The sequence below is a fragment of the Modestobacter excelsi genome, from assembly GCF_005930495.1.
Lineage (GTDB): Bacteria > Actinomycetota > Actinomycetes > Mycobacteriales > Geodermatophilaceae > Modestobacter > Modestobacter excelsi.
In genome coordinates this window covers 1-26,553 of sequence record NZ_SJEX01000073.1, presented here as the reverse complement: position 1 = coordinate 26,553, position 26,553 = coordinate 1, and the positions used below count along the sequence as shown (strand labels likewise).

The 26,553-nt window shown below is 75.8% G+C and carries 29 protein-coding genes and 1 riboswitch; of the genes, 12 read left to right on the top strand and 17 right to left on the bottom strand.

Features of this window, described 5'->3' with window-relative positions; all coding sequences use genetic code 11:
• Positions 1-533 precede the first annotated feature (533 nt).
• The 3 genes from FHL80_RS19720 to FHL80_RS19710 all read left to right on the top strand — a co-directional run bounded on the left by FHL80_RS19720 (position 534) and on the right by FHL80_RS19710 (position 3,360).
• Positions 534-920, top strand: a complete 387-nt coding sequence (locus FHL80_RS19720; protein WP_138735063.1) for an SRPBCC family protein — start codon at positions 534-536, stop codon at positions 918-920.
• 42 nt (positions 921-962) lie between these two features.
• Positions 963-2,591: an acyl-CoA dehydrogenase family protein gene (locus tag FHL80_RS19715; RefSeq protein ID WP_138735062.1), complete on the top strand. Its 1,629-nt coding sequence runs from the start codon at positions 963-965 to the stop codon at positions 2,589-2,591.
• Between the two features lie 79 nt (positions 2,592-2,670).
• A complete protein-coding gene (locus FHL80_RS19710; RefSeq protein ID WP_138735061.1) occupies positions 2,671-3,360 on the top strand; it encodes an NYN domain-containing protein in 690 nt (229 codons plus the stop codon).
• A 13-nt stretch (positions 3,361-3,373) separates the two neighbouring features.
• Here FHL80_RS19710 and FHL80_RS19705 read toward each other — a convergent pair whose 3' ends face one another.
• Positions 3,374-3,721, bottom strand: coding sequence for a PRC-barrel domain-containing protein (locus FHL80_RS19705; RefSeq protein WP_138735060.1), 348 nt, complete (start codon positions 3,719-3,721; stop codon positions 3,374-3,376).
• 130 nt (positions 3,722-3,851) lie between these two features.
• Here FHL80_RS19705 and FHL80_RS19700 point away from each other — a divergent pair, with 130 nt between their 5' ends.
• Both FHL80_RS19700 and FHL80_RS19695 read left to right on the top strand, forming a co-directional pair.
• Positions 3,852-4,121, top strand: a complete 270-nt coding sequence (locus FHL80_RS19700) for a DUF8836 family protein (protein ID WP_138735059.1) — start codon at positions 3,852-3,854, stop codon at positions 4,119-4,121.
• Between the two features lie 116 nt (positions 4,122-4,237).
• Positions 4,238-4,804: an ATP-binding protein gene (locus FHL80_RS19695; RefSeq protein WP_246078812.1), complete on the top strand. Its 567-nt coding sequence runs from the start codon at positions 4,238-4,240 to the stop codon at positions 4,802-4,804.
• On the opposite strand, the gene FHL80_RS19690 is transcribed toward FHL80_RS19695, so the two are convergent.
• Together FHL80_RS19690 and FHL80_RS19685 are read right to left on the bottom strand one after the other, a co-directional pair.
• Positions 4,747-5,232: an ATP-binding protein gene (locus FHL80_RS19690; RefSeq protein WP_138735058.1), complete on the bottom strand. Its 486-nt coding sequence runs from the start codon at positions 5,230-5,232 to the stop codon at positions 4,747-4,749. The genes FHL80_RS19695 and FHL80_RS19690 overlap by 58 nt on opposite strands.
• A gap of 204 nt (positions 5,233-5,436) precedes the next feature.
• Positions 5,437-6,402: a nucleoside hydrolase gene (locus FHL80_RS19685; RefSeq protein ID WP_138735057.1), complete on the bottom strand. Its 966-nt coding sequence runs from the start codon at positions 6,400-6,402 to the stop codon at positions 5,437-5,439.
• Between the two features lie 1,066 nt (positions 6,403-7,468).
• On the opposite strand from FHL80_RS19685, the gene FHL80_RS19680 reads away from it, so the two are divergent.
• Both FHL80_RS19680 and FHL80_RS19675 read left to right on the top strand, forming a co-directional pair.
• Positions 7,469-9,304 (top strand): gamma-glutamyltransferase family protein, encoded by a 1,836-nt coding sequence (locus FHL80_RS19680; RefSeq protein WP_138735056.1) that lies wholly within the window; start codon positions 7,469-7,471, stop codon positions 9,302-9,304.
• A gap of 76 nt (positions 9,305-9,380) precedes the next feature.
• Positions 9,381-11,927: a SpoIIE family protein phosphatase gene (locus tag FHL80_RS19675; RefSeq protein ID WP_138735055.1), complete on the top strand. Its 2,547-nt coding sequence runs from the start codon at positions 9,381-9,383 to the stop codon at positions 11,925-11,927.
• 6 nt (positions 11,928-11,933) lie between these two features.
• Here FHL80_RS19675 and FHL80_RS19670 read toward each other — a convergent pair whose 3' ends face one another.
• A complete protein-coding gene (locus FHL80_RS19670; RefSeq protein ID WP_138735054.1) occupies positions 11,934-12,374 on the bottom strand; it encodes an ATP-binding protein in 441 nt (146 codons plus the stop codon).
• A gap of 162 nt (positions 12,375-12,536) precedes the next feature.
• Here FHL80_RS19670 and FHL80_RS19665 point away from each other — a divergent pair, with 162 nt between their 5' ends.
• A complete protein-coding gene (locus FHL80_RS19665) occupies positions 12,537-12,911 on the top strand; it encodes a hypothetical protein (RefSeq protein ID WP_138735053.1) in 375 nt (124 codons plus the stop codon).
• 42 nt (positions 12,912-12,953) lie between these two features.
• Here FHL80_RS19665 and FHL80_RS19660 read toward each other — a convergent pair whose 3' ends face one another.
• From FHL80_RS19660 to FHL80_RS26420, 4 genes are all read right to left on the bottom strand, one after another.
• Positions 12,954-13,721 (bottom strand): energy-coupling factor transporter transmembrane component T family protein, encoded by a 768-nt coding sequence (locus FHL80_RS19660; protein WP_138735052.1) that lies wholly within the window; start codon positions 13,719-13,721, stop codon positions 12,954-12,956.
• Positions 13,718-15,064 carry an ABC transporter ATP-binding protein gene (locus FHL80_RS26805; protein ID WP_138735051.1) on the bottom strand — a complete coding sequence of 449 codons (1,347 nt, stop codon included), beginning with the start codon at positions 15,062-15,064 and terminating at the stop codon, positions 13,718-13,720. The genes FHL80_RS19660 and FHL80_RS26805 overlap by 4 nt, the downstream gene beginning before the upstream one ends.
• Before the next feature lie 143 nt (positions 15,065-15,207).
• Positions 15,208-15,816 (bottom strand): ECF transporter S component, encoded by a 609-nt coding sequence (locus tag FHL80_RS19650; protein WP_138735050.1) that lies wholly within the window; start codon positions 15,814-15,816, stop codon positions 15,208-15,210.
• Positions 15,815-15,917, bottom strand: a riboswitch (TPP riboswitch). (Overlaps the previous gene by 2 nt.)
• 22 nt (positions 15,918-15,939) lie before the next feature.
• Entirely contained in the window at positions 15,940-17,184 is a 1,245-nt protein-coding gene (locus tag FHL80_RS26420; RefSeq protein ID WP_246078813.1) for a S53 family peptidase, read from the bottom strand.
• A 326-nt stretch (positions 17,185-17,510) separates the two neighbouring features.
• Between FHL80_RS26420 and fabG the strand changes: the two genes are divergently transcribed.
• Entirely contained in the window at positions 17,511-18,266 is a 756-nt protein-coding gene (gene fabG / locus FHL80_RS19640) for a 3-oxoacyl-ACP reductase FabG (protein ID WP_138735048.1), read from the top strand.
• Between the two features lie 112 nt (positions 18,267-18,378).
• Here the strand turns inward: fabG and FHL80_RS19635 are convergent, their stop codons facing one another.
• Complete coding sequence (locus FHL80_RS19635; RefSeq protein ID WP_138735047.1) at positions 18,379-19,161, bottom strand: SDR family NAD(P)-dependent oxidoreductase; 783 nt, start codon at positions 19,159-19,161, stop codon at positions 18,379-18,381.
• 25 nt (positions 19,162-19,186) lie between these two features.
• Between FHL80_RS19635 and FHL80_RS19630 the strand changes: the two genes are divergently transcribed.
• Positions 19,187-19,672 (top strand): hypothetical protein, encoded by a 486-nt coding sequence (locus tag FHL80_RS19630; protein ID WP_138735046.1) that lies wholly within the window; start codon positions 19,187-19,189, stop codon positions 19,670-19,672.
• Here FHL80_RS19630 and FHL80_RS19625 read toward each other — a convergent pair whose 3' ends face one another.
• The 5 genes from FHL80_RS19625 to FHL80_RS19605 all read right to left on the bottom strand — a co-directional run bounded on the left by FHL80_RS19625 (position 19,673) and on the right by FHL80_RS19605 (position 23,526).
• Positions 19,673-20,344: a DUF5701 family protein gene (locus tag FHL80_RS19625; protein ID WP_138735045.1), complete on the bottom strand. Its 672-nt coding sequence runs from the start codon at positions 20,342-20,344 to the stop codon at positions 19,673-19,675.
• A 96-nt stretch (positions 20,345-20,440) separates the two neighbouring features.
• Complete coding sequence (locus FHL80_RS19620) at positions 20,441-20,998, bottom strand: dihydrofolate reductase family protein (protein WP_138735044.1); 558 nt, start codon at positions 20,996-20,998, stop codon at positions 20,441-20,443.
• An 83-nt stretch (positions 20,999-21,081) separates the two neighbouring features.
• The gene (locus FHL80_RS19615; protein WP_138735043.1) at positions 21,082-22,380 is read right to left on the bottom strand and encodes an Nramp family divalent metal transporter; all 1,299 of its coding nucleotides are present in this window, start codon (positions 22,378-22,380) and stop codon (positions 21,082-21,084) included.
• A gap of 122 nt (positions 22,381-22,502) precedes the next feature.
• Entirely contained in the window at positions 22,503-22,826 is a 324-nt protein-coding gene (locus FHL80_RS19610; RefSeq protein WP_138735042.1) for a Fe-Mn family superoxide dismutase, read from the bottom strand.
• Positions 22,827-22,911: 85 nt separating this feature from the next.
• Positions 22,912-23,526 carry a GNAT family N-acetyltransferase gene (locus FHL80_RS19605; protein WP_138735041.1) on the bottom strand — a complete coding sequence of 205 codons (615 nt, stop codon included), beginning with the start codon at positions 23,524-23,526 and terminating at the stop codon, positions 22,912-22,914.
• A gap of 160 nt (positions 23,527-23,686) precedes the next feature.
• Between FHL80_RS19605 and FHL80_RS19600 the strand changes: the two genes are divergently transcribed.
• On the top strand, positions 23,687-24,277 hold the full coding sequence (locus FHL80_RS19600; RefSeq protein WP_138735040.1) for an ATP-dependent Clp protease proteolytic subunit: 591 nt from the start codon (positions 23,687-23,689) through the stop codon (positions 24,275-24,277).
• Positions 24,278-24,320: 43 nt separating this feature from the next.
• Entirely contained in the window at positions 24,321-25,088 is a 768-nt protein-coding gene (locus FHL80_RS19595; RefSeq protein WP_138735039.1) for an MBL fold metallo-hydrolase, read from the top strand.
• Positions 25,089-25,115: 27 nt separating this feature from the next.
• Here the strand turns inward: FHL80_RS19595 and FHL80_RS19590 are convergent, their stop codons facing one another.
• The 3 genes from FHL80_RS19590 to FHL80_RS19580 are packed head-to-tail and all read right to left on the bottom strand — an operon-like array spanning position 25,116 to position 26,327.
• Positions 25,116-25,631 (bottom strand): PaaI family thioesterase, encoded by a 516-nt coding sequence (locus FHL80_RS19590; protein ID WP_138735038.1) that lies wholly within the window; start codon positions 25,629-25,631, stop codon positions 25,116-25,118.
• Between the two features lie 10 nt (positions 25,632-25,641).
• On the bottom strand, positions 25,642-26,100 hold the full coding sequence (locus FHL80_RS19585) for a PTS sugar transporter subunit IIA (RefSeq protein ID WP_138735037.1): 459 nt from the start codon (positions 26,098-26,100) through the stop codon (positions 25,642-25,644).
• Positions 26,097-26,327, bottom strand: coding sequence for a PTS sugar transporter subunit IIB (locus FHL80_RS19580; protein ID WP_138735036.1), 231 nt, complete (start codon positions 26,325-26,327; stop codon positions 26,097-26,099). The genes FHL80_RS19585 and FHL80_RS19580 overlap by 4 nt, the downstream gene beginning before the upstream one ends.
• Positions 26,328-26,553: the final 226 nt, after the last annotated feature.

Sequence of the window (26,553 nt, the reverse complement as noted above, 5' to 3'; positions counted from 1 at the left end):
CCCGTCGCCGACGTCGCCGACGGGTGCCAACTGGACCCCGCTCGGCGCCCTGCACGCCACGCTGCCCACGCTGCCGGTCCAGCCGGAACTGGCGGACCTGGTCTCGACCGCTCCGCTCCACACCCTCCAGGACGGCTTGCTGCCCGAGCCGTCCTCCTCCCCCGACTAGGGGTCCTCTCCGCAGCTGCGGCCCGCCGACCTGCGCCGTCCCGGCGCGCGTCCGCCCGGCCCGGCTGCTCCGCCGTGTCCCTGGCCGCCCGCGGCCTCGGCACGCAGCACGTGAGAGACCTGCCGATGACCGGCCGACCCCTCCAGCCCCTCGGGCGCTGAGGGCCACGGCCTGACGGTGGCGCCACGGGGGCCACCGCCTGATCGGTCGGGGCCCCGACCACGGGGCGGGGCCCCGACGCACGGGCCCCGGCCACGGGGCGGGGCCCGACCGCACGGACCGCCGGGGTCATTCTCGGGGGCGGATCCCGGCTCCCCCTGCCCGCCCGGGTGTCGATCGGCACCCGGGCGGGCACCTGGTCGCGGTGACCACCCTGACGCTGCACGCCACCGGACCGGTCACCCCGGCCGAGGCGTGGGACCGCTACCTCCACCCGGCCCGCTGGTCGAGCTGGGCACCGCAGATCCTCGGTGTCGTCACCGACGCGGAGCGGATCGCGCAGGGTGTGACCGGCCGGGTGCGCGGCCCGCTCGGGGTGACCGTGCCGTTCGTGGTCGACGAGGTGGACGACGCCTCGCGGCGGTGGCGGTGGACCGTCCAGGTCGGGCCGGCGCGGATGTCGCTGCTGCACTGGGTGACGTCCGGGCCCGACGGCGGGACGACGACGGGTCTGCGTGTGCGCGGACCCCTCCCGCTGGCCGCCGGGTACGCACCGGCCGCGTTGGTCGCCCTGCACGGCCTGGTCCGCTGAAGGACTGACGCCGGGCGGACCGGCGTCTCGTACGGTGCGTCCATGAGCGTCACGCACCAGGTGACCAACCAGGTCCCGCCGCTGGTCGGGCACGACCCGATCGGCGGGGACGCCGCCCTGTCCGAGGCATGTCTGCGGCACGCCGATGCTGCCTCGCTCGCCTCGCTGGCCGAGCTCGGCGCCCTGGCCGGCAGCGCGCAGGCCCAGGAGTGGGGCCGGCTGGCCAACGAGAACCCACCTCGGCTGCGCACCCACGACCGGTACGGGCACCGGGTCGACGAGGTCGAGTTCCACCCCGCCTGGCACCAGCTCATGGGCGCGGCGATCGGGCACGGGCTGGCCGGCGCCCCCTGGGCGGACCAGGCGGTCGGCGACCGGCACGCCCACGTCCGCCGCGCGGTCGGCTACCTCGGCTGGACGCAGGTCGAGATGGGCCACGGCTGCCCGGTGACGATGACCTACGCCGTCGTCCCCGCACTGCGTCGTGCGCCGGACCTCGCCGAGGCGCTGGAGCCGGCGCTGACCAGCCGGGACTACCAGTTCGGGCTCGCCGATCCGCGGACCAAGCGCGGCCTGGTGGCCGGCATGGGGATGACCGAGAAGCAGGGCGGCTCCGACGTCCGCGCCAACACGACCACGGCGACCGCCAACGGTGACGGCAGCTGGTCGCTGACCGGGCACAAGTGGTTCACCTCCGCCCCGATGAGCGACCTGTTCCTGGTCCTGGCGCAGACCGGTGACGGGGTCTCGTGCTTCCTGGTCCCCCGGGTGCTGCCCGGCGGTGAGCGCAACCCCTTCGCGCTGCAGCGGCTCAAGGACAAGCTGGGTGACCGGTCGAACGCCTCCAGCGAGGTCGAGTTCGACGGGACGACGGGCTGGCTGGTCGGCGAGCCCGGCCGCGGCGTGCCGGCGATCATCGAGATGGTGGCCACCACCCGGCTGGACTGCGTGCTGGGGTCGGCGGCCACGGTGCGCGCGGCGCTGACCCAGGCGGTGCACCACGCCCGGCACCGGCGGGCCTTCGGTGCCCTGCTGGCCGAGCAGCCGCTGATGCAGAACGTGCTCGCCGACCTGGCGCTGGAGAGCGAGGCGGCCACCGCGCTGGCCGTCCGGTTGGCCGCGGCCCAGGACGCGGGGGAGCGGGACTACCTGCGGCTGGCCGGCGCGGTCGCCAAGTTCTGGGTCTGCAAGCGCACCCCGGTCGCGGTCGCCGAGGCGCTGGAGGTGCTCGGCGGCAACGGCTACGTCGAGGAGTCGGGGATGCCGCGGCTCTACCGGCAGGCGCCGCTGAACTCCATCTGGGAGGGCTCGGGGAACGTCATCGCCCTCGACGTGCTCCGGGCGCTGGGTGCCGGGTCGTCGTCGCTGGCCGCGGTGACCGCCGAGCTCGACGCCGCCCGGGGCGCAGACCACCGGTACGACGCCGCGGTCCACCGGCTGGCCGCCGAGCTCGCCGATCCCGAGCAGCTGCCGTTGCGGGCACGCCGGATCGCCGGTCAGCTCGCGCTCTGCCTGCAGGCCTCGCTGCTGCTGCAGCACGCCCCGACCGCCGTCGCCGACGCCTTCTGCGCCACCCGGCTGGGCGGCGACTGGGGCGCGGTCCTGGGCACCCTCCCGCCGGGCACCCCGGTGGCCGAGCTGGTCGACCGTGCCGCCGTCGTCCCGGCCTGAGGCGCCGGTGGGCGAGCGCCGAGGGCGTCGTCGGGCCACCAGTCCCACGGTGACACCGGCCGACCGGCACACTGACCCGGTGACCGAGACCTACGCCGTGGAGACCGCCTCGGCCGACGGGTACGACGCGGACGGCGTCCGTCCGGCGCTCGACCTGCTGGTGTGGGACGCGCCCAACATCGACATGACCCTGGCGAACGTGATCGGAGCCCGGCCCACCGCGGCGTCGCGGCCGCGCTTCGACGCGATCGCCGCCTGGTTCGTCGACGGCGCCGAGGACCCGGGTGCGCCGGTGCAGCCGGAGGTCGAGGCCTGCGTCTTCGCCAACGTGCCGCCGCAGCACGCCACCTCGCTGCAGCGCTGGGTGGAGGCGCTTCGCAGCTTCGGCTACGCCGTCTTCGCCCGGCCCAAGCTGCAGCCCGACGACGACATCGACCAGTCGATGCTCGACCACATCAGCGTCCGGGCGCACAGCCACCAGCTGCGCCGGCTGGTGGTCTTCTCCGGCGACGGCCGCAACTTCGCCGAGCCGCTGGAGGACCTCGCCAGGTCCGGCACCGAGGTCGTCGTCGTCGCCTTCAGCGAGGTCGCCGGCTACGCCATCACCTCGGAGGTGCTGCAGTTCGTCGACATCGAGGACGTGCCCGGCGCCTTCGCCGTCCCGCTGGACCGCGTCCGGCTCGACGCCCTGCCGGTGGACGGCGCCTGGTTGCGCCCGACCAAGAGCCTGCGGGACGCCGCCGGCGCCTTCACCGCCCGTCGCGCCTAGCCACCTCGCCGCGTCAGCGGCGGGCGAGCCGCCGGACGCCGGGGGTGTAGGGCAGCGAGTAGTGCTCGAAGACGGCCGGCTCGTCCTCGAGGGTGAGCTCGCCGTCGGTGTCGATCGACGGCGCGTTCTTCGCCAGGTCCTTGCTCACGGTCACCCGGATGTGCCCGGGGGCCACCGTGGCGTTGGTGAGCGGCACGAAGGTCAGCTTGTGCCGGCCGATGATGCCGGTGGTGACGGCGGCGAAGAACGGCTGGTCGGTCGTGGTGTCCACGTACACCGACTCCAGCGACCCGATCTTGCTGCCGTCGGGGTCGACGACGTCCTTGAGACGCCAGTCGCGGATGTTCTCGGCCGGGAACACGGGGCCTCCTGGTGGGTTGTGGGCAACTGCTCCTCCCTGCCCGCTCGTGGCCGCGCTGAACCGTTGACCAGCGGAATCGACTACCCCCCGGGGGTGTTGCACCAGGTGTTCGTCAACGCGAGGAGGACCCGTGAAGGGTGACCGTGTCGAGGTCGTCGTCGACGCCGGCGGCAGCAGCCGCACCTACGAGATCGAGGCCACCCGGGCAGGCCGCCGGGTGGAGACGACCCACGGGCGCGGGCTCGTCGAGGTCACCGAGGTGACCCGCGGCGGCACCCCGGTGCGCACCGCCCGGTTCATGTCCGGCCGGGTGCTGGCGCTCGTCGAGCACCCGGCTCCGCGCCGGGCCGAGGACGACGAGCCGACGGGCGCCACCGTCCACCCGGTCCGCGCCGCCTGAGGAAACACCCCGTGCCCCCCACCACTCGCGAGCTCGCGGTGGGCCCCTGCACGGGGCCGGCTGAGGCCTGCGACATGGCCGCGGGACGCTGCGACGGGCCGGCTGACGCCTGTGACATGGCGGCGGGACGCTGCGACGGACCGGCTGGAGCCTGCGACGCCGAGCTGGTCGTGATGGTGGGGTTGCAGGGGGCGGGGAAGACCACGTGGGTCGCGGAGCACCTGGCCGGGACGCACGTGGTCGTCAGCAAGGACCACTGGCCGAACGCGCGGCACCGCGAGGCCCGGCAGCGCCGGGTGGTGGCTGAGCTGCTCGCGGAGGGCGCCAGCGTGGTCGTCGACAACACCGATCCGTCCCCGGCCGAGCGGGCGGCGCTCGTCGAGCTCGCTGTCGCCGCGGGCGTCCCGGCGCGGGCGGTGTTCCTCGACGTCCCGCTGGACACCTGCCGGCGGCGCAACGACGCCCGCACCGGGCGCGCCCGGGTACCGGACGTCGGCCTGTTCAGCACTGCCGCGCGGCTGGTCCCGCCGTCCACCGCCGAGGGCTTCGCCTCGGTCGAGGTCATCCGGCCCCTCCCGGTTGCAGGCTTCAGCCGGCCCCCTGCTGGAGGCCAGGGGGCGTTCCGTCAGGCCGCCGGGCCGGAGGACGACCGCGGACGCGGCAGCGCCTCGGCCGACATCTGACCGGACGGGAGCCGGGCCCAGACGTGCTTGCGGCCGGGCTCACTGGTCCAGCCGTAGTCGGTGGACAGCTGGGCGACCATCGGCAGCCCCATCCCGCCGAAGGCGGGATCCCGGTCGACCGCGGGCTGCGGAGGGGAGTCGGGCGCGCCGTCGGTCAGCACGATCAGCCAGCCGGCGGGCAGCGCGACGATCAGCGCCACGACCGAGCCGCCACCGTGCCGCAGTGCGTTGGAGGACAGCTCCTCGAACACCAGCAGCAGGCCCTCGCGGGCGTCCTCGGTCGACCGTGAGGCCAGCGACGGGTGTGCCAGCCGGGCCCGCAGGTCCATCCGCACCCGGGAGGCGTCGTGCACGGTGGGGAGCTCCCACCGCCAGACGTCGCCGTCCTCGGTCGGGACCGCGGCAGACGGCCAGACCAGTGCACCCACAGTCAGCCCCTCCCGTCGGCGGTTGCTCCGCCCGCCCGGACCATGGTGGACGACGGCGTTCGGGCGCGCAGCACGGGGGGTCCGGCACGCCTCAGCCGCCCGGCCCGGCGGACGTCTTCGACGTCCTCGGACACCGATCGTGTGCGCTGCCCCGCCACATCCGGAACCGTGCCGGTCATCCCGTCCCCCCGATGGGGGGACCGGTCAGACCCCGGTGGGTGGACCGGCGCCGTCCCCGTACGAGACCAGGCGGCTGACCAGGAACTCCACGGCGGCGGGGCTGTCCACGCCCTCGGCGACGTGGACGGCCGCGGGCGCCGTCGACACGGTGCGCCGGTCGACCAGCGTCTGCCCGCGTGCGGCGCTCGCCCCGGTGTCCACGACGACGTCGCGGCGCACCGTGTGCAGCGTGCCGGGCGCGATCGCCTCGGTGAGCGCCAGCGCGTCGTGCACGACGACCCCGTCGGTGCCGTAGCTGCTCCGCGCGTGGTCCAGGTACTGCCGCAGGATCGCGGCGGCCCGGGCGCCGACCTCCCCGGCCGCGGCGAGCCGGGCGATGCCGGCCTCGGTGAGGACGGTGGGCAGCGTGACGTCCAGACCCACCATCACCGTGGGGAGGCCGGCGCGGAACACCACCGCGGCCGCCTCCGGGTCGGCCCACACGTTGAACTCCGCGGCCGCGGTGACGTTGCCGCCGCGCCCGGCGGAGCCGCCCATCACCACCAGCCGGCCGATCCGGGCGGCCGCGGCGGGGTAGACGGCGAGCAGCAGCGCGATGTTGGTCAGCGGGCCGATCGCAGCCACCGTGACGGGCTCGTCGCTGGCCAGCAGGAGCTCGGCCAGGGCCACCACCGCGGGTCGCGGGTCCACCGACGCCGGTGACGGCGGCAGGACGACGCCGCCCAGCCCGGCCTCCCCGTGGACGTGCCCGGCCCGCTCCGCCTGCGGGACCACCAGCGAGGTGGCGGCGCCGACCGCGACCGGCACGTCGGAGCGGCCGGCCAGGTGCAGCACCCGCAGCGCGTTCTCCGTCGTCTGCGCCAGGTCGACGTTGCCGTGCACCGTCGTGACCAGGCGCAGGTCCACCTCTGGGCTGGCCAGCGCCAGCAGGATCGCCAGGGCGTCGTCGATCCCGGGGTCGGTGTCGATCACGAGGGGGGTCGCAGCCACGACGACATCCCATCAGACGCGCGCGACACGCCGGTGCGTCGCCCCGGCCGCTGAGGTCATCGACCGCCGGACCGGCCGGTGACCTGGTCTTTTGCGCCCGGCAGTCGACAAGTGACCGCCCCGGCAGCGGGGTCGTCGACCTCCCGGAGGAGCCCGCGCAACGGTTCGGTCACGCGGCCGGACCAGGACGTTCCGGGACGGGGTCCCGGGCGTCGCCGTCCGTAGGTTCTTCCTTGCCCGCGGTCCCTTCCCCGGCCGCGGCAACCACCTCCCGGAAGGCGGCACCCATGGCTGTGCACATCGCACCCGGCCCCCGCGCCGACGTGCGTGCCGCCGCGCCTGCCGGCCTCCCCGGGCTCTTCGGCACCGGCCCCACCCAGCCGGCCGAGCTGTGCGGCACCGCCGACCTCCCGGTCGAGCCGGCCGTCGGGCACGCCGCCGGGGTCACCGGCGTCGGACCCGGCAGCCTGCCGGACCCCGGGACGCCGGCCCGCTCCCGCTGGCAGCAGCTCAACCGGCGCCTGGCGGCCTGGGGTGCCGGCGCCGACGGGGCGTACTTGAGCTGGCGTGGCACCCCGCTGCGGGTGCACCGGCTGGGCGACGGGACGACCCGGACGACGACCCCGGCCGTGGCGGGAGCGCCCGTGCCGGCCGCGCCGGCCGCGGCGACCCCTGCGCCCCCGCGTCCTGCGCCGGTGGACCACGACCTCGAGGCGGCCGTCGAGTTCGCCACCGACTTCTCCGTGGACCTGCTGCGCACCCCGGTCCGGCTCGCTGCGCCGGCGCCTCGGCTGACCGCACCGGTGCGGTCCCTGCTCGCCGGGCTGCGCGGGCTGGCCCGGCAGGCGGCCACCTGGGGGAGCGGCACGCGCGGCGCGCGGCTGAGCTGGGACCGGCCGGTCCCGCCGCAGGTCCACAGCCTGGTCCTGGCGCCGCTCCCCGACCTCCGGCACAGAGCCCCGGACGACGACGGACCGGACGCCCCCCGTGAGCCGCCGGCCGCGCCGCCGCCCCGCCGGCACTCGTGGCAGCGCGCGCACCGCCGTCCCGTCCTTAGGCTGGCTGGGTGTTCACCACGCGCCCGGAACTGGCCGGCACCTTCGGGATGGTCGCCTCGACCCACTGGCTCGCCAGCGCGGCAGGCATGGCGACCCTCGAGGCCGGCGGCAACGCCTTCGATGCCGCGGTCGCTGCGGGCCTCACCCTGCAGGTCGTCGAACCGCACCTCAACGGCCCCGGTGGGGAGGTCCCCGTCCTCTTCGCCCGGAGCCCGCGGGCAGCCACCGGCGCGGGGGAGCCCGTCGTCCTGTCCGGTCAGGGGGTCGCCCCGGCGGGCGCCACGATCGAGGCCTACAGCCAACTGGGCCTCGACCTGGTCCCGGGCACCGGGCTCCTCGCCGCCACCGTGCCAGGCGCCCTCGGCGCGTGGCTGACCCTCCTCCGCGACCACGGCACCCTGCCGCTGGACGCCGTCCTCCGCTTCGCCATCGAGTACGCCGAGCACGGCCACCCGCTCCTCCCGCGGGTTGCCGCGACCGTCGCCTCGGTCTCCGAGCACTTCCGTTCCCACTGGCCTACCTCGGCCGCCACCTGGCTCGCCCCCGACGGAGCACCCCCCGCCGCCGGTCGCCTGTTCCGCAACCCGGTCCTCGCCTCGACCTACCGCCGACTGCTCGACGCAGCGCGCGGTCCCTCCCGAGAGGCACAGATCGACGCGGCACTCGCGACTTGGTACACGGGGTTCGTCGCCGAGGCGATCGACGAGTTCTCCCGGTCCCCGGTCATGGACGACTCCGGTCGTCCGCACCGCGGATTCCTCACCGGAGCAGATCTCGCCGGCTGGCGCCCGACGTACGAGCCGCCGGTCACCCTCGACTGGCGTGGGTGGACGCTCGCGAAGGCCGGGCCGTGGTCCCAGGGCCCGGCGCTGCTCCAGGCGCTCGCGATGCTGGACGGCCACCCGGCGGCAGGTGCCGGGGCCGGGTACGCGTCGGGCACCGACGGCCAGCCCCTCGTCAGCCCCGACCTGGTCCACGCCAGCGTGGAGGCGGTGAAGCTGGCCATGGCCGACCGCGAGGCCTGGTACGGCGACACGGCACAGGCACCGGTGGACGACCTCCTGTCCGCCCCGTACACCGAGCAACGGCGGGCGCTCATCAGCGACCGGGCCAGCACCGACCTGCGGCCCGGCTCGCCCGGCGGGCGCCCGCCCAGGCTCCCGGCCTTCGTCACCCAGGGGGACGCCGGCGATCGCCCCGACCGTGGCGTCGTCGCCGGCGTCGGGGAGCCCACCGTCGACACGCGCGGCACCACCCGCGGCGACACCTGCCACGTCGACGTCGTCGACCGCTGGGGCAACCTCGTCTCGGCCACCCCCTCCGGTGGCTGGCTGCAGAGCTCGCCGACCATCCCCTCGCTGGGCTTCGCGCTCGGCACCCGGGCGCAGATGTTCTGGCTGGAGCCGGGGCTGCCCAACTCGCTGCTGCCGGGCAAGCGCCCCCGCACCACGCTCACCCCGTCGCTGGCCCTGCGCGGAGGCGTCCCGACCCTCGCGTTCGGCACCCCGGGTGGTGACCAGCAGGAGCAGTGGCAGCTGTGCTTCTGGCTGGCCCACGTGCTCGGCGGCCTGGACCTGCAGGCCGCCATCGACGCGCCGGCCTGGCACACCACCAGCTTCCCGTCGTCGTTCTTCCCGCGGGACATGACCCCCGGCGAGGTGGTCGTCGAGTCCCGGCTGGGCGAGCCGACCATCGCCGAGCTCCGCCGGCGCGGGCACACCGTGACCGTGGCCGACGGCTGGTCGCTGGGGCGGCTGTCGGCGGTGTCGGTCGACCCGGACAGCGGCGTCCTCCGTGCGGCGGCGAACCCCCGGGGCATGCAGGGGTACGCCGTCGGGCGCTGACGCCGGGGCCGGGCCCACCAGGCATGATCGGCGGAGGGCCGGGACCTCCGCCCGGGCGACGAGGGGAGCGGTGCCGATGTCACCGCTGGACGCCGAGCGGCTCGCCGCCGCCCGCCGGGTGGCCGCGTCGGCGGTCGGCTCCCCCGGCCTGCAGCGGCTGGCCGAGCTCGCCGCGCGGCTGCTCGGCGCGCCCTCGGCCGGGATCGCCGTCGTCGGCGAGGTGCAGACGATGGCCGGCGGCTCCGGTCCGCAGGTGTGGACGGTCGGCTCCGAGCTCCCCCCGGCGGACACGCTCAGCGGGCTGGTGGCCACCGCCGGCGTGCCGCTGGTGGTGCCGGACGGGCGGGAGGACCCGCGGCTGGCCGACCTGCCCGCCGTCCGGTCGGGGACGGCCGTCGCCTACCTCGGCGTCCCGCTGACCGACCCGGTGCACCACCACGTCGTCGGGGTGCTGGCCGTCTTCGACCCGTCGCCGCGGGCGTGGACCGAGGCCGACGTCGCCCTGCTGTCCCAGCTGGCCGCACCCGCGGCCAGCGAACTGGAGCTCGCCGCGCTGACCGCCGAGTTCGAGGTCAGCCGCCTGCGCTGGGGGCTGGCGATCGACGCCGCCGGCATCGGCAGCTTCGACTGGGACCTGGTCACCGGCCGGTTGTCCTGGGACGACCGGCTGCTGGAGCTGTTCGGGTACGACCGGGAGGACTTCGCCGGGGACTTCGCCGCGTTCACCGACCGGCTGCACCCCGAGGACGCCGACCGGGTGCAGGAGGCCGTGCAGACCGCGATCGACGACTGCGGGGTCTTCGAGGCCGAGTACCGCGTGCAGCACCCCGGCGGTGCGGTCCGCTGGGTGCACGCCCGCGGCCGGGCGCTGCCGGACGAGCGGGGCGTCGCGGTGCGGCTGCTGGGCGCCGGCTACGACACCACCGAGCAGCGGCTGGCCGACGCGCGGGTGGCCCGGGTGCTGGAGTCGATGCCGGCGGCGTTCTTCTCCCTGGGCCGGGACTGGACCTTCACCCACGCCAACGTGGAGGCGGAGCGGCTGCTGGGGCTCGGCCGGGACGAGCTGCTGGGCGGGGTGATCTGGGAGCTGTTCCCCGCCGCGGTCGGCAGCGACTTCGACCGGCACTACCGCCGTGCAGTGGACTCCGGCCTGCCCACGGCGTTCGAGGCGTACTACCCGCCGCCGCTGGACAGCTGGTACGAGGTCCGCGCCTGGCCGAGCCCCGAGGGCCTGTCGGTCTACTTCCTCGACGTCAGCGAGCGGCGCCGCCGCGAGGAGCAGGCGCGACGGGACGCCCAGCGGCTCGCCCTGATCGCCCGGGTGTCGGACACCCTGTCCGCGGCGCTGGTCGACCGGCGCGGTGGCAGCGGCGCCCTGCAGGAGCTGCTGCACGCGGTGGTGCCGGAGCTGGCGGACTGGGCGATCGCCAGCCTGGTCGGCGCGGACGGCCGGCTGCACGACGTGGCCAGCTGGCACGCCGACCCGGAGCTGCGGCCGGTCGCTGCCGAGTACGCCCGCGTCCGGCTGGGCGCGCTCAACTCCACCGCCCCGATCGTCGACGCCCTGGCGACCGGCGAGGTGACGGTCGTGCCCGACGTCCGGGCGGCGGTGGGCGCCAGCCTGCCGCCCGGACCCGCCCGCGACGCCCACCGGCAGCTGGACCCGGCGACGGCGGTCGCCATCGCGCTGGTCGCCCGGGGTCGGGTGCTGGGCGCGATGAGCCTGTACCGCGGGCCGGGCCGGGAACTGATGGACGCCGCCGACCGGGCCACCCTGCGGGACGTGGCCGACCGCGCGGCGCTGGCGCTGGACAGCGCCGCGTTGCACGAGCTGGAACGCCGGATGGCCGAGGAGCTCCAGCGCAGCCTGCTCACCGCGCCCCCGGAGCCCGACCACTCGCAGATCGCCGTGCGGTACGTCCCCGCGGTGCAGGCCGCGCAGGTCGGCGGCGACTGGTACGACGCCTTCCTGCAGCCCGGCGGCGCCACCGTGGTGGCGATCGGGGACGTCGTCGGCCACGACACGGTGGCGGCCGCGGCGATGGGCCAGCTGCGCAGCCTGCTCCGCGGCATCGCCTACAGCAGCCGGGGCGGTCCGGCGGCCGTGCTGGCCGACCTGGATCGGGCGATCGAGGGGCTGCAGGTGCACACCCTGGCCACCGCGGCGGTGGCCCGGCTGGAGCAGGAACCGGTGGACCGGGCTCGCGGGGAGGTCCGGCTGCGCTGGTCGAGCGCCGGGCACCCGCCGCTGCTGGTGCTGCTGCCGGACAGCCGCGTGGAGGTCCTCGCCACGGCCCGGGCCGACCTGATGCTCGGCGTCGACCCGTTGGCGGTGCGGCGCGAGCAGGTCGCCGTGCTCCCCGTCGGTTCCACGGTGCTGCTCTACACCGACGGCCTGGTCGAGGGACCGGACCTGCCTCTGGACGACGGCGTGGCCCGGTTGACGGCGCTGCTCGCGGAGCTGGGCGGCCTCGAGCTCGACGAGCTGTGCGACCAGGTGCTGGTGCGGATGCGCCCGCACGGTTCGGAGGACGACGTCGCCCTGGTCGCCGTCCGGCTGCACCCCGAGGACCGCCCGCGCCCGGCCGAGGCCGGACCGCAGGTCACGCCCCGTACTCCCTGAGGTCGCTCAGCGGCGGGGGAGCAGCGCCCAGACGCTCTTCTGGCCCTCGGTCAGGTGCCAGCCGTGGTCGTCGGCCATCTCCGCGATGAGGTGCAGCCCGAGACCGCCCTGGCTGGGGTCCCGACCGACGGCGGGCTGCGGCGGGCGCTGTGCGGCGGAGTCCCGCACCTCCACCAGCCAGGCGTCCGGCGTCCGCTGCACCCGGGCGCGGACCCGGCCGCCACCGTGCCGGAGGGCGTTGGAGGCCATCTCGTCGAAGGCGAGGACGACGGCCTCGTCGAGGTCGGCGGCCTCGTCGGTGCCGTTGGACTGCTCGGCCAGGCCGCGGCGCAGCTGGGCCCGGGCCCGCGGCAGCTCGGAGACGTGCTCGAGGGCCCAGTGCCAGCCGTCGACGGCCGGTGGCGGTGGCGACGAGGGCCACGCCGGACCGGCCGACTCGCCCGTCACCCGCACTCCTCGCACCATGGCCCCTGCAAGCTCAGCGGCGAACCCCTGTCATGGCCCCCGCCTCAGGACGCCAAACCCGGGGGACGATGTGACTCGCCCCTCATCCTCCCCCGACGTGGGCCGCGGGCACCAGCCGCGGCCGCCGTCCCAGGGTGCGCAGCGATGGAGGAGACCGCACCGGCCGCCGACCGGTCGCTGCCGATGGCGGCCGAGGAGGGGGTGCGGGCCCGGGTGCTGGTCCCGGTCGTCGTGCTGGCCGGGGTCTGCGGCCTCCCCGCGCTGCTGGTCGGCCAGGGGACCGGCTACCGGCCCGACCTGGACTGGTCCGGCCCGGTGCTGTCCTCCCCGATGGGCGCGGTGCCGGTCGGGGTGAGCGCGACCCTGGTCCGGGGCCCGGACGTCGGGGTGCTGGGGACCGCGCCGGTGGCGCTCGCGCTGCTGCTGGGCACCGTGCCGCCGGTGCTGGTCGCGGTGCAGCTGGGCTGGGCGGTCGTGCTGGCCGCCTTCGCCGTCCTCACCGCCCAGACCCGCCCCTGAGAGGGCCATGTCGGCCAACATGGCCTTCCGGACCGGGATCGATCAGGAGAAGACCGGGTGCCAGGCCCCGGTGAGCACGCTGGCGGTCACCGCGACCGTGCACACCGCCACTGCTCCGGCGACGAACCAGCCGTCCCGCGGCCGCAGCACCGAGCCGCGGGCATTGGTGCGGGCGACGCCGGAGTCGAAGCCGCGGGCGTCCATCGCCGTGGCCAGCCGGGTCGCCCGCCGCAGTGCCCCGACCAGCAGGGTGAACGCCGTCCCGGCCAGCAGCCGGGCCCCGGCGACCGGGTCCAGCCCGGCGTCCACCCCGCGGGCCCGCCGGGCCAGCCGGATCGACTCCCACTCGGTGGCCAGCAACGGCACCAGCCGGAGCGCGGCCAGCGCGCCGTAGCCGAACCGGGTGGAGACCCGCCAGTGCAGGGTCAGCGCGTCGGCCAGCCGCACCGGGTCGGTCGAGGCGACCAGCAGCACCCCGGGCAGGGCCAGGGCGATCACCCGGACCCCCCAGGTGGCGCCGCTCTGCCAGGCCGCCGCGCCCTCCAGCGAGCCGAAGGCCACGTTGACCCAGGTGATCCCGAGGGCGCTGAGCAGCAGCGGCCAGGTGCGCCGGGCGACGTCGGCCGGCCGGGTCAGCCCGGCGGCGGGCAGCAGCGCCAGCTCGGCGGCCAGCACCACCAGCGGGGTCACCAGGTCACCGCAGATCAGCAGCACGACGGTGACGACGACGACGGCGGTGAGCTGGGCGACCGGGTTGACCGCCGACAGCGGGACCGAGCGGGCCGGGCCGAGGGACAGCGGTGCGCTCATCCGACGCCCACCGGGCGGCCGAGGGTGAGCACGTCGTCGGCGAGCGCGGCGACCACGGCGGCGTCGTGGGTGACCAGGCACAGCGCCCGCTCGTCGTCCTGCTGCTCGGCCAGCAGCGCCACCAGCTCTGCCCAGGTCTTCCGGTCCTGCCCGAAGGTGGGCTCGTCGAGCACCAGCACCCGCGGCCGGGTGGCCAGCGCGGTCGCCACCGAGAGCCGCCGCTGCTGGCCACCGGACAGGGTGAAAGGGTTGGCGTCGGCCAGCGGGGTGAGCCCGAGCCGGTCCAGCAGCGCCTCGGCCGTGGCGTGCGCCTCGGCGGCACCCGCCCCCGACCGCAACGGCCCGAGCGAGAGCTCGTCGCGGACCCGGCCGGTGAGGAACTGGTGCTCGGGCTGCTGGAAGACGGTGCCGATCCGGCGGGCCAGCTCACCGGCCCGCCACCGCGCCGGCGGCCGGTCCGGGTGCCGCAGCCCCGCGGTCAGCGCGGACCCGGCGACGACCTGGCCGACGGTGGGGGCGCGGAGCCCGGCCAGCAGCAGGGCCAGGGTGGACTTGCCGGTGCCGTTGGGACCGGTCACCGCCAGCGTCCGGCCGGCGCGCAGCGCGACGTCGGTCGGGGCCAGCGCGGGGCGGTCGCCGCCGCGGTGCGTGTACCCGGCGCCCACGGCGGCCAGCAGCTGCTCGCCCGGCGGGTGCGGGTGCCGCTGCGGCAGCCGCAGCGGAGCCGGCCGCCAGCCCGCCGGGTGCTCGACGGCCCCGCCGCCGGGGCGCAGCTCCACCACCCGGTCCACCAGCGGCAGCCACGCCTCGACGTCGTGGTCGACCACCACCAGGGTGGTGGACCGGTCGGCGACCGCGCGGACGACGGCCGCCCGGACCAGCGCCGCGCCCTCCGGGTCGAGCTGGGCGGTGGGCTCGTCGAGCAGCAGCAGCCCCGGGCGGGGAGCCAGTGCACCGGCGAGCACCAGGCGCTGCTTCTGGCCGCCGGAGAGCGCCGCGGTGGCCCGGTCCCGGCCGAGGGTGAAGCCGACCGCGTCCAGGGCGGTGTCGACCGCCGACCAGATGAGCGGCGGCGGCGTCCCGGTGTTCTCCAGGCCGAAGGCGACGTCGTCGCCGGCGCGGGTCATCACCAGCTGCGAGTCCGGGTCTTGGAAGACCATGCCGACCCGCTGCCGCCGGCGGTCGGGGACGGCGCCGTCGACGGTGAGCTCGCCGGCGACGTCCCCCGACTCGGGTTCCAGCAGCCCGCCCAGCGCCCGGAGCAGCGTCGACTTGCCCGCACCGGAGGCCCCGGTGAGCAGCACCCGCTCGCCGGGGAGGACGGCCAGGTCGACGTCCCGCACCGCCCAGGCCCGCCGGGAGGCGTGCCGGAAGCCCCAGCCGGCGAACCGGACCGTCGCGGGGGCGACCGCAACGTGCTGGACCGGCCTCGTCCCAGGGCCCCGCGGGGCGCGGAGCGTGTCGTGGGAAGGGACGTGGCCCTTCTTCACACCCGGGTGCGGCCGGAGGCGAACGAGGACAGTGCGCCGCTGGCGGCCAGCGCGCGGGTGAGCGCCATGCCGCCGACCCCGGCGACGGCGACCGTGCTGGCCACCACCAGCAGCAGGTAGGTCGTCTTCCAGCCGCCGGTCCAGTCCGGGTAGTAGTTGACGAAGTCCAGGACGGCGGCGGCGATCCCGGCGAAGGCGGCCGCCAGCAGCGCCTGCAGCCAGCCGAAGCGCTTGTAGCGGAACAGCGCGAAGCCCAGCTCGGCGGCGGCGCCCTGGAGCAGCCCGTAGAGGATGACCAGGCTGCCGAAGTGCGAGCCGAGGAGCGCCTCGACGGTGGCGCCGATCAGCTCACCGAACAGGGCGGCGCCCGGCTTGCGGATGATCAGCGGGATGACGACCGCGGCCAGCAGCCAGACGCCGTAGAGCACGGCCTGGCCGGGCGGGAACGCCGCGAACGCGGGGCCGACGGCGCTGGACAGCAGCGACCACGCCCAGAAGACGACGCCGAAGGCGACGCCCAGCACGGCGGTGACGACGATGTCGACGGTGCGCCACCGGGGCGTCGCCGGGGCAGCATCGGACGGACGGACGGCCTGAGCGGCCATGGTGCTCCTCCAGACTCCCTGCGCCGGCATGACCCGGATCAGGTTCGAGGGTCTGCGGTTGCCCGCACTCTCAGCGCCGAGGCGCTCCCCTGTCGTGTGTTGCCGCCCAGACTAGCCCTCCGGTCAGGTGAGTGCGGAACGCAGCGCGACCAGCAGGGCCTCGCCGTCCGGGACGCCGAGCCCGGTGCACGGGTCCCAGCCCGCCCCGGCCTGGTAGGCGCCGTTGCGGCCGGCGGTGACGTCGCGGAACCCGGCGGGCACCTCGCCCGCGGACAACCCGGCGTAGAGGACCGGCTGGAGCAGGCCCGGGCGCTGCCCGAGCGCCTCGGCGAGCCGGCAGACCAGCGCCGACCACAACGGTGAGACGGCGCTGGTGCCGCCGATGACCGCGTCGGTGCCGTCGACCCGGACCTGGTAGCCGGTCGCGGGGTCGGCGTCGGCGGACACGTCGGGGACGCCGCGGCCGGGCAGCCCGGTGTCGGCGTCACCGGGCACGTCGACACCGGCCTGCCACTCGGGCACGGGGAAGACCGCGCTCACGCCGCCGCCCGCGGCCGCGCACACCGTCACCCCGAGGGCCGCGGCGTCGGCCATGGCGTCGTCCATCGCGGTGCGGGCCTGCGCCGTCCACTCGTCCTCGTCCTGACCCCAGCTGATGCTGACCGCGGCCGGCGTCGGGTCGGCGTGCACGGCGGTGGCGAGCGCGTCGAGGAACCCGCGGTCGGTGTTGGGCGCGAAGTACACGACGACGTCGGCGCCCGGGGCCAGCGCCCCGGCCACCTCGATGTCCAGCAGCACCTCGCCGTCGGCGCCGTTCGGGTTGCCCTCCGGGGCGTTGGCGGCGCCGTCGACCCCGACGGCGGTGACCGTGGGCGGGTCGGTGAGCCCGATCCTGCGCCAGTAGGTGTCGAGGTCGTCCTGGGTGTACCCGCCGCCGAGCTCCAGGATGGCCAGCGTCTGCCCGCTGCCGTCGGTGCCGGCCGGGAACCGGTAGACCCGGCCCAGCTCCAGCGGGGTGAAGGAGGTGTCCACGGTGGCCGCGGGACGGAACCGGGTGCGGGCCTGCGGCCGGTCGTCGAGGCCGAGGACGACGACGACCACGTCGGCCAGCGAGGCCGGGACCGCCAGCTCGCCGGAGCGCTGCCGGTGGGTCACCGCCCGGCCCTGCACCGGGTCGGGGGACTCGACCTGCGCCAGCTCGGTGCCGAAGACCCGCTGCAGCGCGGCGGTGCTGCCGCGGACCTGCACCCGCCGGGAGGCGGCGTCCACCCCGGTGACCTCGAACCCCTCGGCGGTGAGCGACTCCCGGACGGCGGCGACGTCGGCCGGGTCGGCGCCGTAGGTGTCGGCGAACTCGGCGGTGCTCAGCTGCGGCGTGCCGCCGGTCGGCAGCCCGGTGCGCCGGCGGAGGACGACCGTGACGTCGATCGGGGTCTCGGGGTCTCGGGGTCGAGCGGGCCGGCGGCCTGCGCCGAGGCCAGGGCGCGGCGGGTGCTGCCGGGGAGGACGGGGCGGTCGGCTGCCATGCCGTCAGGGTGCGCGCCGGGTCGGACAGTTGCGCGTCGGGACGACCAGCCGGGCACCCGGCGGCGGGACGCGCGTCCGGTGTGCTGTGTACTGGTGAGTAGCAGACGGGTGCGCCGGCGAGGGAGGACCCCTCCGCGGCCTGCCGACCAACTCGACGAGGAGATGCAGTGGCACAGCAGCGGACGGCGATCATCACCGGGGCAGCGCGGGGCATCGGCGCGGCCATCGCGCGGCGGTTCGCCCAGGACGGGATGCAGGTCGCCGTGCTCGACCTGGACGAGGCGGCCTGCAAGGGCACCGTCGAGGAGATCCAGCGGGCCGGTGGCGAGGCGCTCGCGGTGGGCGCGGACGTCGCCGACGAGGCCTCGGTCGAGGCGGCGGTGGAGCGGGTCGCGCAGGAGCTCGGCGCGCCGACCGTGCTGGTCAACAACGCCGGGATCACCCGGGACAACCTGCTGTTCAAGATGAGCGTCGCCGACTGGGACGCGGTCATGGGCGTGCACCTGCGGGGCGCCTTCCTGATGAGCCGGGCCGCCCAGAAGCACATGGTCCAGGCCGAGTTCGGCCGGATCGTGAACCTCTCCAGCGTCTCGGCGCTGGGCAACCGCGGCCAGGTCAACTACGCCGCGGCCAAGGCCGGCATGCAGGGCTTCACCAAGACCCTGGCCATCGAGCTGGGCCGCTGGAACGTGACCGCCAACGCGATCGCCCCGGGCTTCATCGAGACCGAGATGACCGCGCAGACCGCCGAGCGGGTGGGCGTGCCGTTCGAGCAGTTCAAGGAGATGGCCGCCAAGCAGATCCCGGTGGCCCGGGTCGGCCAGCCCGAGGACATCGCGCACACCGCGTCGTTCCTGGTCAGCGAGGGCGCCGGCTTCGTCTCCGGCCAGGTCATCTACGTCGCCGGCGGCCCCCGCGACTGACGCAGGACCCCCCGCCGGTGATCAGGTGACCTGATCACCGGGCGTCCTCCCGCATCAGCGTTGGTGCGGGAGGACGCCCTTCGATCAGGTCACCTGATCGAAGACGGCGGTGTCAGGTGCGTTCGCGGCGGCTCGGGCCGCCGTGCAGGCCGCGGCGGGCCATCGCGGCGGTGAGCGCCGTCCAGGCCCGCACCGGCACCAGCCGCGCGGCCTTCATCGCCACCGCCATCGGGAGCGGGAAGACGATCTCCGCCCTGTCCCGGGCGATGCCGTCGGCGATCGTCCGGGCGGCGGCCTCCGGCTCGACCAGGAACGGCATGGGGAAGCGGTTCCGGTCGGTCATCGGGGTGCGCACGAACCCCGGTGACACCGTCTGGACGACGATGCCGCGCGGGCCCAGCGACCCGCGGAGCGCCTCCAGCAGGTTGAGCAGCGCCGCCTTGCCGGCTCCGTAGGCCTCCGAGCCGGGCAGCCCGCGGTAGCCGGCGACCGACGCCGTCCCGACGATCCGGCCGCGGCCCGCGGCCAGCATCTGCGGCACCACCGCCTCCAGCGTGTGCACCGCGCCCATCACGTTCACCTGCAGGTGGTCGGCGAACAGCTGCGAGTCCCACGGTTCCACGTGGAACCGCGACCAGGTCCCGGCGTTGAGGACGGCGACGTCCAGCCCGCCCAGCGCCTCGCGCACCGTCCGGCCCGCGGCCACCGTCGCGTCCCGGTCGGTCACGTCGACCGGGACGACGACCATCCGGCCTCCGGCGACCTCGGCGAGAGCGTCGGCGCTGCGGGCGCTGACCGCCACGCGTGCGCCCCGGTCGGCGAGCTCGCGGGCCAGCGCCGCGCCGATGCCGCTGGACGCGCCGGTGACCCAGATCCGTGCGCCGGAGATCTCCATGCGGCACAGCCTGGATGATGGGGGCGTGGCAGCACGCAAGGGGGCGAAGCGGGCGGCGCCGGCACCGCGGCTCGGGCGGGGCGAGTTCGTGGCCTGGCCGGGTGGGCCGACGGCCGTCTACGACCTGCTGGAGCGGCTCGCTGCCGTCGCCGGAGACTCACCGGACGCCGGCACCCCCGGCATCAGCTTGGACCGCACCCGGCTGGTCGTCCGCTGGTTCGGTGCGCTCCCGGACGCCGTGCAGGCCGTCCTGCGGGACGCCGGCGGGGTCGAGGTGACCGTGCAGCAGACCGAGTACCGCCCGGGCGACCTGGCGACCGAGGCCGACCGGCTCGTCGCCGAGCACCCGGCCGTCGTCGCCGCGGCGAGCCCGCGGCCGGAGGGCGACGGCATCGAGGTGCTGGTGCCGCCCGCGGTGGCCGGCACCGCGGGCGGTGCGGCGCAGGCGCTGGCCGGCGTCGTCAGCGCCCACCCGCTGTTCGCCGAGGTCGGCGAGGCCCCGCCGGGGTGATCAGCCGGCGGCGCTGACCGCGGGGGCCCGGTCAGCGGGCAGCAGTGCGGACCGGCCGGACGCCGAGGCGAACCCCAGCCAGGTGTGCCGGTTGCCCGCCCAGCACCAGCCGACCTTCGGCGCGCCCCGGCGCTCCCTGCCGTCGCGGCCGGTGCCGTTGCTCAGCCACAGCGCCGGCGTCCGGGTGTCGAGCCGGCCGCCGGGCTTCCGCAGCCGCGACCCGATGGTCATGAAGCAGCGGTTGCGCTCCAGCGCGGCGGGCTGCTGGAGCAGCCAGTGCAGCCCCTCGGTGAGCGTCAGCGGACTGCGCCCCCGCGCGGTGATCGCCGGCAGCGCCTCGTCCGGGCTCCAGTTGGCCAGCTCGTCGCCCCGCTCGAGACCGTGCAGCAGGGCGACCGGCCCGGCGGGCAGGGTGACCTGCTCGATCGGGGCGAAGGCGTCGACGTCGGTCATGTCGACCACCACGAAGCCCCGCTTGCCCGCGCGTTCGACGAGCGCGGCCAGCCGGGAGGCGGGCGCCAGGTCCGGGTGGACGACGAGCAGGGCGCCGTCGGCGGGGCCGGCGGCGGCCGCGGCGTCGCAGAGCGCGGCCGGGGTCAGCCCGGCGAGCTCGTGCAGCCCGAGGGCGATCAGCCGGTCGGCCTGGTCGGTCAGCGGGGGCAGCGGCAGCACAGGGGACCTCCACGGCGGGGAGCGGGCGGTCAGGCGTCAACGAGGTGCGCGCCGCCCGGGTTCCCTGCCGTCCGCGCGGCCGGGTCCGTCGACAGGTCAGGCGGCCGGCGCGGGCCCGTAGGTCAGGTGCACGACCCCGTTGCTGAGGCCCTGGGCACCCAGCAGCGACAACGGCTGCTCCGTGCCCTCGGGGAACAACCGGATGCCGGAGCCGAGCGCCAGCGGGTAGACGAACAGGTGCAGCTCGTCGACCAGGCCGTCGGCGAGCAGGGCGCGCACCAGCGTGGCGCTGCCGCTGACGTACAGGTCGCCGTCCACCTCGTCCTTGAGTGCCCGGATCCGGTCGGCGGAGTACCCACCCAGCACGGTCGAGTTGCGCCAGACGGACTCGGCGTCGGTGAGCGTCGAGCTGACCACGTGCTTGGTGGTGTCGTTGAAGAACGGCGCCCCGGGGTCGTCGGCGACGGTCCGGGTCGACCAGGCCGGCGCGAACATCTCGAACGTGGTGCGGCCGAGCAGGATGCCCGACGACGAGCCGGTGAGCTCGCCGATGGTGGCGGACAGGTCGTCGGGGAAGCCGTAGTCCACCGTCCACATCGGGACGTCGACCACGCCGTCGACGGTGGTGAACTCGTGGACCTTGATCGCGCCCATGTGCAGTGGCTCCCTCGGCGTCGGTACCGGCCGGTGCCGGTGGTGTCGTAGCAGGGACGACGGACGGAGCAGTTTCTCATCGGTCAGCCGAGGACCGTGCTCACCAGCAGGTAGCCGTTCAGAACGATGATGAGTGCGGCGACCAGCGACCCGACCAGGGTGGTGGTCGGCCGGTTCACCCAGCCGCCCATCAGGTCCGTGCGCGAGGTCAGCCAGAGCAGTGGCACGAGCGCGAACGGGATGCCGAAGCAGAGGACGACCTGCGACCAGACCAGGGCCGTCGTGGGGTCGCCGCCCAGGCCGAGCACCAGCAGCGCGGGGGCGAGCGTGACCAGCCGCCGGGCCAGCACCGGGACGTGCCTGCGCAGGAAGCCGGCCATCACCACCTGGCCGGCGTGGGTGCCGACCGAGGACGCGGCGAACCCCGACGCCAGCAGGGCCAGCGCGAAGGCGAGCGCGGCGCCGCCACCCAACTGGGCGCCGAGGCCGGCGTGCACGCTCTCCAGCGAGGTGATCGACGCGTCCCCGGTGAACAGCTGCGCGGCGATGACGAGCATGGCCGCGTTGACCAGCCCGGCCAGGCCCATGGCGAGCAGGACGTCGAGCCGCTGCGCCCGGAGGAGCCGGCCCCGGCCGGCCTTCGTGCGCCCGGCGGTGACGGCGTCGCCGTAGCGACCCGGGGTGAGCGCGGAGTGCACGTAGATGACGTGCGGCATGACCGTCGCCCCGAGGATGCCGGTGGCCAGCACGAGGCTGTCGGTGCCGGCGAACGTCGGCACCATGCCCGACGCCACCCCGCCGGCGTCGACCCCGGAGCCCACCAGCGTGTAGGCGAACCCGCCCCCGATCACCAGCAGCAGCCCGGTGATCACCCGCTCGAAGGGCCGGTGCCCGCGGGACTGGGCGGCCAGCAGCACGAACGCGACGACGGCGGTGATCACCCCGCCGATCGGCAGCGGCACCCCGAACAGCAGGTGGAGGGCGACCGCGCCGCCGACGATCTCCGCCAGGTCGGTGGCGATCGCGACCGCCTCGGCCTGCGCCCACAGCCCCCACACCACCGGCCGCGGCAGCCGCTCCCGGCAGCAGGTCGCCAGGTCGCGCCCGGTCGCCAGGCCCAGCTTGGCGGTGAGCGACTGGATGAGCATCGCCATCAGGTTCGCCGCGACGATCACCCACAGCAGCGTGTAGCCGAAGGAGGCGCCACCGGAGAAGTTGGTCGCGAAGTTGCCCGGGTCGACGTAGGCCACCGCGGCCACGAACGCCGGCCCGAGCAGCGGCCACAGCCGCCGCCTGGCCCTCGGGGTCGGCGGGGCGGGGTGCGGCAACGTCCGGGGCAGCGTGCTGGTGAGGACGGCGGCCTCGGTCTTGGACAGGTACACGGTGACCTCGCGGGGGCGGGAGCGGAGCTGGTCGTCCCTGTCCTGCCCGGGCCGGGCGGGCCGTCGGGGCCGACCTGTGGCCCCCGGGGGTCAGGTCAGCCTCACCTGCCCCGGGGCCGTGGTCAGGCCGGGACGACCAGCCCGCTGGTCGCCGTCCGGGCCCGGCCGGTCCGCTGCTCGACGTCGGACCAGTCGACGACGTTCCACCAGGCCTGCACGTAGTCGGCCTTGACGTAGTAGGCCTTCACGTTCTGGTGGTCCAGGTGGAACGAGTGCTCCCACATGTCGAGCAGGAGCAGCGGCACCAGCCCGGCCGCGAGGTAGCCCTGGCCGGTCACGTACGTCTGGTGGTGCTCGTCGTGGTGCAGCTCCATGACCCGGCCGCTGATGTGCGGCTCGAGGGCGCTGTGGTCGTAGGGCAGGTCGGGCAGGACGTACTCGGGCACGGGGTCCCTTCCGTCGCAGCGTGCGGACGGGTGTGGTGTCCCCGGACCCGGCGTCCTCCCCGTGCCTGTTCGTGGCCCCGCGGGGTCAGGACGCCGGACGGCGCGGCTGACGCACGAGGGTCCAGACGGGCAGCTCGTGGTCGACCGCCGTCCGGGTGCTGTGGGTGACCGCGAAGCCGGACCGCTGCAGCCAGCGGACGACGGTCGAGGTGTGGACCGTCGCCGCGGCCGGCACCCGGTCGGCGTCACACCGCGCGAGCACCGGCTGCAGCACCGCCGTCCCCAGGCCCTGGTGCCGGGCGGCCGGCCGGGTGCCCACGGCGGTCAGCCACCAGTGCGGCTCGTCGGGCCGGCCGAGCGCGCCGAGCCGCTCGCTGGCCAGCACGACGGGCTGCCGGCCGCCGAACACCCGGGGCAGGTCGCGGTCGATCACCGACTGCAGGTCGTCGGCCGGCGCACCGGCGTCCGGTGCGACCCATGCCGCGACCGCCGCCAGGTCGTCGGTGACCCACGCCGTCCCGCCGAGCACCGGCACCAGCCCACCCCACAGCTCGGCCCAGCGGGACAGCCGTTGGGCCCGGCCGTCCTCCGGGAGCGCCCAGGAGGTCCACCGGTAGTCGGGGTACGCGGCGGCCAGCGTGGCCGCCATCCGGGGGACGTCGGCGCGGGCGGCAGCGCGCACGACGGGGGGCTCGGTCACGCCCCATCAGACCACGGACCGGGCACAGGAATTGTCCAGTCACTTTCTCTGAGAGCGCAGGAAATGCGCGGGGAGCGGAAGGCGCCATTCCCTCTCGCCATTCCGGGCGCACCGCAGTTGGCTGACGGTGTCCGTCCCACCGCCGGAGAGGAACTGCCCGATGACCACTGCGACCCTGGACGACGCGGTCTACGAACGGCTGCTGAGGGAGCGGATCGTCTTCCTCGGCCGCGAGGTCGACGACGTGCTCGCCAACCAGCTGGCGGCGCAGATGCTGCTGCTCGCGGCCGAGGACCCGCGCCGCGACATCCACCTCTACGTGAACTCACCCGGTGGCGGCGTGACCGCGGGGATGGCCGTCTTCGACACGATGCGGTCCCTCGAGTGCGACGTCGCCACCTACGCGATGGGCATGGCCGCCTCGATGGGCCAGTTCCTGCTCACCGCCGGCACGCCGGGCAAGCGCTTCGCCCTGCCGCACGCGCGGATCATGATGCACCAGCCCTCGGCCGGGCTGGGTGGCACCGCCGCGGACATCAGCATCCAGGCCGACATGCTGGCGCAGACCAAGCGGCAGCTCAACGAACTGCAGGCGGAGCACTGCGGGCAGTCCGTCGAGCAGGTCGAGCGGGACTCCGAACGGGACCGCTGGTTCACCGCCGCCGAGGCGGCGACCTACGGGCTGATCGACTCGGTGATCGCCGACACGACCGCCCTGCCGCAGGAGCGCACCGCGTTCGGGATCGGCTGACCCGGGTCTCGTGGTCGACGGCCCGGTCTGACACGGTGGCCGGATGGCTCCCGACGCCCTCGCCGTCACCCTCACCGGCGGGCCGACCGCCCTGCTCGAGCTCGGCGCGGTGCGCCTGCTGGTCGACCCCACGTTCGACCCGCCCGGTGAGTACCCGCTGGGCGGCGGCCGGTCGCTGACCAAGACGGCGCCGGCGGCGCTGAGCGCCCGGGACCTCGGCCCGGTCGACGCCGTCCTGCTCAGCCACGACCAGCACCCGGACAACCTGGACACCGCCGGCCGGGCGGCGCTCGGCGACGCGCCGGTGGTGCTCACCACCGCGCTCGCCGCCGAGCGGCTCGGCGGGACGGCGCGGGCGCTGCGCACCGGCGAGACCGCCGCGGTCGGTCCGGTGCAGGTCACCGGGGTCCGCGCCGAGCACGGCCCGCCGGGAGCCGAACGGCTGACCGGCCCGGTCACCGGCTTCGTGCTGACCGGCGAGGGTCTGCCCACGGTCTACGTCAGCGGCGACAACGCCTCGCTGGACTGCGTCGACGAGGTCGCGGCGGCCCACCCGCAGGTCGACGTCGCCGTGCTCTTCGCCGGTGCCGCGCGCACCGCGCTGTTCGACGGGGCCCCGCTCACGCTGACCGGCGCCGACGTCGCCGAGGCGGTCCGCCGGCTGGACGCCGACCGGGTGGTCGTGGTCCACGTCGACTCGTGGGCGCACTTCAGCGAGGACCGGGACGACGTCCGCGCCGCCCTCACCACCGCCGGCCTGGCCGACCGCCTGGTCGAGTGCCCGCCGGGGCAGCGGGTCGCCCTCGGCTGAGCGATTCGGTCCGGCGACACGGCCGGATCAGCCGATCTGGGTGCCGGGCTGCGGCCGGATCACCAGGATGCTGCTGATCGCCGTGCCGAGCAGCCGGTCGGCGCCGTCGACCAGCCGCGCCTCGGCCAGCGCGGTGCGCCCGCCCAGGTGGGTGACGGTGCCGGTGCAGCGGACCCGGCCGGTGTCGACGGTGATCGCCCGCAGGAACTTCACCGTCAGGTCCAGGCTGGTGTAGCCCACGCCGGCGGGCAGCATCGAGTGCACCGCGCAGCCGGTCGCGGAGTCCAGCAACGTCGCGTAGACGCCGCCGTGCACCGAGCCGATCGGGTTGTAGTGGAACTCCTCCGGCGCGAAGGAGAACTCGACCCGACCCGGCTCGACGACGTCCAGGGAGAAGCCGAGCGTGGCGATCACCGGTGGGGCGGGGAGCTCGCCGCGGGCCATCGCCTGCAGCACCTCGATGCCGGCCGAGGTGCGGGCGGCCTCGGCGCTGACCGACGGGTCGCCCCAGGAGTAGGTCCGTTCACGCGTCGGTTCGATCACCCAACCGACTCTAGAGGGTGGGCCAGCGGAACAGCTCGTCCCCCGCGGCGACCTGCGTCCCCGCGGTCACCGGCGGCACCGTGTCCGCGGCGGCGTCCATGACCACCACCGGGCTCACCGGCGACATCCCGGCCGCCCGCACCGCGGCCACGTCCACGGTCACCACCCGGTCACCCGCGGCGACCTCGGCGCCCTCGGTCACGTGCAGCGTGAACGGCGCGCCGTCCAGCCGCACCGTGTCGATGCCGACGTGCACCAGCACGCCGCGGCCCTCCGGGGTGAGCACGATGAACGCGTGCGGGTGCACCTTGAGCAGCCGCCCGCCCACCGGGGCGACCACGTCGACCAGCCCGGCGTCCGGGCCCGGCTCGATCCCGACCCCGGCGCCCACCATCGACGCGGCGAAGACCGGGTCGGGCACCTCGGTGATCGGCAGGACCGTCCCCGGCAGGGGCGCCGAGACGATCACAGGAGGTCTTTGACGTCGTCGGCCAGCGAGTCCGCCTCCGGTCCGACGACGACCTGGACGATCTTCCCGGCGACCAGCACGCCGTGCGCCCCGGCCTGCTTGAGCGCGGCCTGGTCCACCAGCGACGGGTCCTTCACCTCGGTCCGCAGCCGGGTGATGCAGCCCTCGACGTCGTCGATGTTCGCGGCGCCACCCAGCCCGGCGACGATCTGCTCGGCCTTGCCCATGAGGTGCTCCTCCCGGCGGCCGGGGCCGCGGTTCCGGTTGTCGAGTCGTACAGGTACGGCACAGACCGGTCGGCGTCCAGGGTGTTGACAGGCAGCGAGTGCGCGCGCCATCCTCCCCGGTCAACTGGTCATGACCGGACGGTACCGGTTGGTGCCCGTCCCGGGGAACGGCCGGTGAACGCTGCACCGCAGGTCGCGACGCCCAGCCCCGGACCCTTCCCCCGAC